This is a genomic window from Streptomyces sp. CC53, assembly GCF_001865245.1.
In the GTDB taxonomy this organism is placed as follows: domain Bacteria; phylum Actinomycetota; class Actinomycetes; order Streptomycetales; family Streptomycetaceae; genus Streptomyces.
Window position 1 is genome coordinate 1 of the sequence record NZ_MKXB01000080.1, and the last position, 5,475, is coordinate 5,475.

A 5,475-nucleotide genomic window follows, 5' to 3' on the forward strand; every position below is an offset into this window, starting at 1 on the left:
CCGTGTGCTGCTCATCGCGGGGAGGCCCGGATCCGGGCGCACCGCGCTGGCCGAGGCGTTGGTGCGGGACCTCGGGCGGGGCTACCGCGACGGCGTGCTGCGGGCGCGGCTGGGCGAGCCGGGCGGCGACCCCGTGCCCGTCGAGCGGGCCGCCCGGCTGCTGCTGGACGACCTCGGGGTCGCCGCGCCGCCCGGGGCGGACGGCGACGAGCTGAGCGGCTTGCTGCGCGACGCCCTGAAGGAGCGGCGCGCGCTGCTGCTCCTCGACGACGCCGCCGACGCCGAGCAGGTCGACTCCCTGCTGCCCGACAACCCCCGCTGCCTGGTCGTGGCGGTCGCCCGGGGGCCGCTCACCGGCATCCCCGACGTGCGGCCGTGCACGGTGGGCGGGCTGGACGCCCGGAGCGCCGTCGAGCTGCTGGAGCGGTACGCCGGCTCCGTGCGCATCACCGTCGACCCGCAGGCGGCCGAGGCGCTTGTCGAGCTGTGCGCGGCGCAGCCCGCCGCCCTGCTGCTCGCCGGGGGCTGGCTCGCCGCGCGGCCCACCGCGTCCGTGGCCGACCTGGCCAAGCGCCTGCGCGCCCTGCCGGGGGAACCCGCCACGACGCGACCGCTCGCCCGCACCTTCGCCCTCACCTACGGGGCGCTGCCCGCACCCGCCGCCCGCGCCCTGCGCCTCCTGTCCCTCGCCCCGCTGGGGCTGGCCGACGCCCAGGTGCTCTCCGCGCTCGCCGGCTGCTCCGTGTCCGCCGCCGGTTCCCTGCTGGACGGGCTCGTCGACCTCGGCTTCGTCCGCGCGGCTGAGCACGGGCAGTACGAGGTGCCGGGCTGCCTCATGCCGCTGGTGGCGCAGCGGCTGGCCGCCGAGGACCGCGACTCCGAGGTCCAGCTCGCACGGGCGCGCATGCTGGAGCGGACCGTGCGGCTCCTGCAGTCCTGCCGGGCGGTCACCGAGGCCGAGGGGTCCGCCGCCCGCCGCCGCCTCGCCGGGCTGCCCCGCAACCTGCGCTTCCCGCACCGTGCCGCGGCCGCCGAGTGGCTGCGGACCCGGCAGCCGGCGCTGCTCGCGGCCGCCCGCCTCGCCGTCGCCGACGGCGAGCTCGACACCCTGGCCCGCCGGCTGGTCGCCGCCCTCGTCCGGGCCCTCACCGCGCACCGGGGTGCGGAAGCCGCCGCGCCCGAGCTGTACGGGCTGCACCGGCTGGTCCTGGACGTGGCAGAGCGGCGCGGCCTGCACCGGGAGCGGGCCGCAGCGCTGCTGAACCTCGCCGACCTGGACGCCCGCACCGGCCGCACGCGGGACGCGCTGGCCCGCTACCGGGCCGCCCTGGACGCCGGGCGCCTGGCGAAGGACCCGTACGCCACCGGCCGTGCCATGGAATCCGTGGGCGGCGCCTACCAGGAGCTGGGCGACTGGCAGCGGGCCGCCGACTGGTACGGGCGGGCCCTGGCGCAGCGGCTGGCACGCGACGAGCGGGCCGACCAGGCACGGCTCTACGGCCGCCTCGGCACCGTCCACACCTATGCCGGGCGGTACGGCGAAGCGCTGCGCAACTGGCGTGCGGCGGCGGCCGGTTGCCGGCGGCTGGGCGACGGGGCGGGCCACGCCCGGGCGCTCAGCGAGGCCGCCCGGGTGCAGGAGTACGCGGGTCGCCCCGAGGAGTCGGCGCGCACCTGTGAGGAGGCCGCCGAGGGGGCACGGCGCGCCGGGGACGTGCGGCTGCACGCGGCGCTGCGGCTGCGGCTCGCGGACACCCTGGAACGGCTCGGGGACCCGGTCGCCGCCCGGCTGCACCGTGCCGCCGCCGACCGCCTGCTCGCCCCGCGCCCCGGTGCGCCCGCGCCCGTCTGCCCGGACGGCTCCGCAGGTCACGACACTCCCACCGACGCCACCAAGGTCGCCTACGAAATCCGTAGTGGTTCTCAGAAAAGTTAGTGCTTTGCAAGGCTAGACACGGGGAAGTCCTTCATTAGACTGGCTGAGCCGCAGTTAATCGCGGTGTGCCCCGGTGCGTCATACTGCATCCGGGTACATGTCGCTGTGTAGCGGTTTACCCTTCTCACCCCCTGATTCAAGGACCGTGATCGACGTGAAGGTCGGCATCCCCCGCGAGGTCAAGAACAACGAGTTCCGCGTGGCCATCACGCCCGCCGGTGTGCACGAGCTCGTCCGCAACGGCCACGAGGTCGTCATCGAGCAGAACGCCGGCGCGGGCTCCTCGATCACGGACGGCGAGTACGTCGCCGCAGGGGCGCGCATCCTCCCCACCGCCGACGAGGTGTGGGCCACCGCCGACCTGCTGCTGAAGGTCAAGGAGCCCATCGCGGAGGAGTACCACCGCCTCCGCAAGGACCAGACCCTCTTCACCTACCTCCACCTGGCCGCCTCCCGCGAGTGCACCGACGCCCTCCTGGAGTCCGGCACCACCGCCATCGCGTACGAGACGGTCGAGCTGCCGAACCGCGCGCTGCCGCTGCTCGCCCCCATGTCCGAGGTCGCGGGCCGGCTGGCCCCGCAGGTCGGTGCGTACCACCTGATGCGCTCCGTCGGCGGCCGCGGTGTGCTGCCCGGCGGCGTCCCCGGCACCCACGCCGGCAAGGCCGTGGTCATCGGCGGCGGCGTCTCCGGCTGGAACGCCACGCAGATCGCCGTCGGCATGGGCTTCCACGTGACGCTCCTCGACCGCGACATCAACAAGCTGCGCGAGGCCGACAAGGTCTTCGGCACCCAGGTGCAGACCGTCGTCTCCAACTCCTTCGAGCTGGAGAAGGCCGTCGTCGAGGCCGACCTCGTCATCGGCGCCGTCCTGATCCCGGGCGCCAAGGCCCCGAAGCTGGTCACCAACGAGCTCGTCGCCAAGATGAAGCCCGGAAGTGTCCTTGTCGACATCGCGATCGACCAGGGCGGCTGCTTCGAGGACTCCCGTCCGACCACCCACGCGGAGCCGACCTTCCAGGTCCACGACTCGGTCTTCTACTGCGTGGCGAACATGCCCGGCGCGGTCCCCCACACCTCCACCTACGCGCTCACCAACGCGACGATGCCGTACATCGTGTCGCTGGCCAACAACGGCTGGGTCGAGGCGCTGCGCCGCGACCCCGCACTGGCCAAGGGCCTCAACACCCACGACGGCAAGGTGGTCTACAAGGAGGTCGCCGAGGCCCACGGCCTGGAGCACGTCGAGCTCGGCGCGCTGCTCGGCTGACGCCTCTCCGCATCCTCCTGTTCGACGGTCCGTCAGTCCCCGCTCACCGTCCGCTCATCGCGGCGCGGAGGTCAACGGACGTCGTCAACGTCACGCATCCGGCCGGACCTTGTCGAACAAGGTCCGGCCGGACGTGCGTCCGGAAGTGACCGGGGCTACCGGCAAGTCGCCGTGAACGTAACCCTTTAACCGATTCGCGCACCGGCGAAACGCGAGGATCGACGGCCACGCACCCTTGACAGGAAGGCGTTCGGTTGCCGACACATCACGCCGCGTCCGGCCGATTGTGTTGCTGCGGAGCGGTGACACGCCATAGAGTCGCCAACCGTCGGCATGGTGCCACGCTGACCTATCGACAAGTTTCCTGGTCACATCCAAGGAGGTAAGACGACTTGTGAATGAGTCGACATTTACTCCGGGGGATGCGCATCCGGGAGCGCTGGGGGCGGGCCACGGCGGTCCGTCGGCCGGTATCGGTGCCGTCGGCTCCGTCGCTGTCCGCACCTTCGCGACCCACCAGCACATGACGACAGCCCACACGATGAAGACGATGGACGGCCAACACGTGAACGCCACGGCCGGCGACGAAAGTGGCCACGGGTCCACGCACTTCGCCGCCTACGACGAGCTGCCCGAGGGTCACTTCTACGACCCCGACGCCGAGTACGAGCCCGATCCGGAGTACGCGGCCACCCTCGCACCCGACGCTGCCCGGCAGCGCCGCGAGCGGATCGGCCCCACCGGACGGCCCCTGCCGTACTTCCCGATCCCGGGGCCGCTCACCGAGCACGGCCCCGCGAAGATCATCGCGATGTGCAACCAGAAGGGCGGCGTGGGCAAGACCACGTCGACCATCAACCTGGGCGCCGCGCTCGCGGAGTACGGACGACGGGTGCTGCTCGTGGACTTCGACCCGCAGGGCGCCCTGTCGGTCGGTCTGGGCGTCAACCCGATGGAGCTCGACCTCACCGTCTACAACCTCCTCATGGAGCGGGGCATGGCGGCGGACGAGGTCCTGCTCAAGACCGCGGTCCCCAACATGGACCTGCTGCCGAGCAACATCGACCTCTCGGCCGCCGAGGTGCAGCTGGTGAGCGAGGTCGCCCGCGAGTCCACGCTCCAGCGGGCCCTGAAGCCGCTGCTGCCCGACTACGACTACATCGTGATCGACTGCCAGCCCTCGCTCGGCCTGCTGACCGTCAACGCGCTCACGGCCGCCCACAAGGTGATAGTGCCGCTGGAATGCGAGTTCTTCGCGCTGCGCGGGGTCGCGCTGCTCACCGAGACCATCGAGAAGGTCCAGGAGCGGCTGAACCCGGAGCTGGAGCTCGACGGCATCCTCGCCACGATGTACGACTCCCGCACGGTGCACAGCCGCGAGGTGCTGGCCCGGGTCGTCGAGGCCTTCGACGACCACGTGTACCACACGGTGATCGGCCGGACCGTGCGCTTCCCGGAGACCACCGTGGCGGGCGAGCCCATCACCACGTACGCCTCGAACTCGGTCGGCGCGGCCGCCTACCGCCAGCTCGCCAGGGAGGTGCTCGCCCGGTGTCACGCCGAGTGAGTCTGCCCGGTGCCGACGAGCTTTTCCGTACGACCGGGGGGATGGCGCTGCAGGCGTCCTCACCCCGCCGCCAGGGCGGTCAGCCGCCCGGTCCCGGCGCCGGTCCGGCGCCCGGGGCCGACGCGGCCCCGGGGGAGACGAGGGTGCCCGCCCAGGCGGGCGAGAGCGATCCGGCGGGCCGTACCGCCGCGCCCGCCACCCCCGGCGAGGAGCACGGCCCGGCCGCCGGGGACGACTCCGGCACGGCACCGTCGCGCAGCCGCACGGCGGAGGGCGAGACCGGACGGGACAGGGGCCCGGTGGCGCGGGCGGCCGCCAAGGCGGCGAAGTCCGCGACGCCCGCCCAGTCCGCCCCGTCGGCTGCGGCGCGCCGGGGCCGCCGCGCGGCGAGCCGCCGGCCCAGCGGGCGCGAACGGCACGACGAGAAGATCACGGTCTACGTCTCCGCCGAGGAACTCATGGACCTGGAGCACGCGCGGCTCGTGCTGCGCGGCGAGCACGGTCTGGCCGTGGACCGCGGGCGCATCGTCCGCGAGGCCGTCGCCGTGGTCCTCGCCGACCTGGAGTCCCGCGGCGACGCGAGCATCCTGGTGCGGCGCCTGCGCGGCCGTTGACGGCCGGGCCCGCGCGGGCCCGATAGCCTGACGGGCCCGGCCCGCTCCCGCACAGGACGCCGCACGATGCCCCCGAACGACCCTGCCC

Annotated in this window: 4 protein-coding genes; all 4 read left to right on the plus strand. The window is 73.6% G+C overall.

Translation table 11 applies throughout. The features are described from left to right. Window positions 1–1,936: tetratricopeptide repeat protein (locus tag BJP40_RS07225; RefSeq protein ID WP_071279533.1), on the plus strand; the 1,936-nt coding region annotated here is incomplete at its 5' end. Between the two features lie 145 nt (window positions 1,937–2,081). Further along, the gene (ald, locus tag BJP40_RS07230; RefSeq protein ID WP_177204324.1) at window positions 2,082–3,206 is read left to right on the plus strand and encodes an alanine dehydrogenase; all 1,125 of its coding nucleotides are present in this window, start codon (window positions 2,082–2,084) and stop codon (window positions 3,204–3,206) included. A gap of 439 nt (window positions 3,207–3,645) precedes the next feature. Next, window positions 3,646–4,773, plus strand: a complete 1,128-nt coding sequence (locus tag BJP40_RS07235; protein ID WP_079170985.1) for a ParA family protein — start codon at window positions 3,646–3,648, stop codon at window positions 4,771–4,773. After that, window positions 4,758–5,387 carry a hypothetical protein gene (locus BJP40_RS07240; protein WP_177204325.1) on the plus strand — a complete coding sequence of 210 codons (630 nt, stop codon included), beginning with the start codon at window positions 4,758–4,760 and terminating at the stop codon, window positions 5,385–5,387. Before BJP40_RS07235 ends, BJP40_RS07240 begins: the two co-directional genes overlap by 16 nt. Window positions 5,388–5,475: the final 88 nt, after the last annotated feature.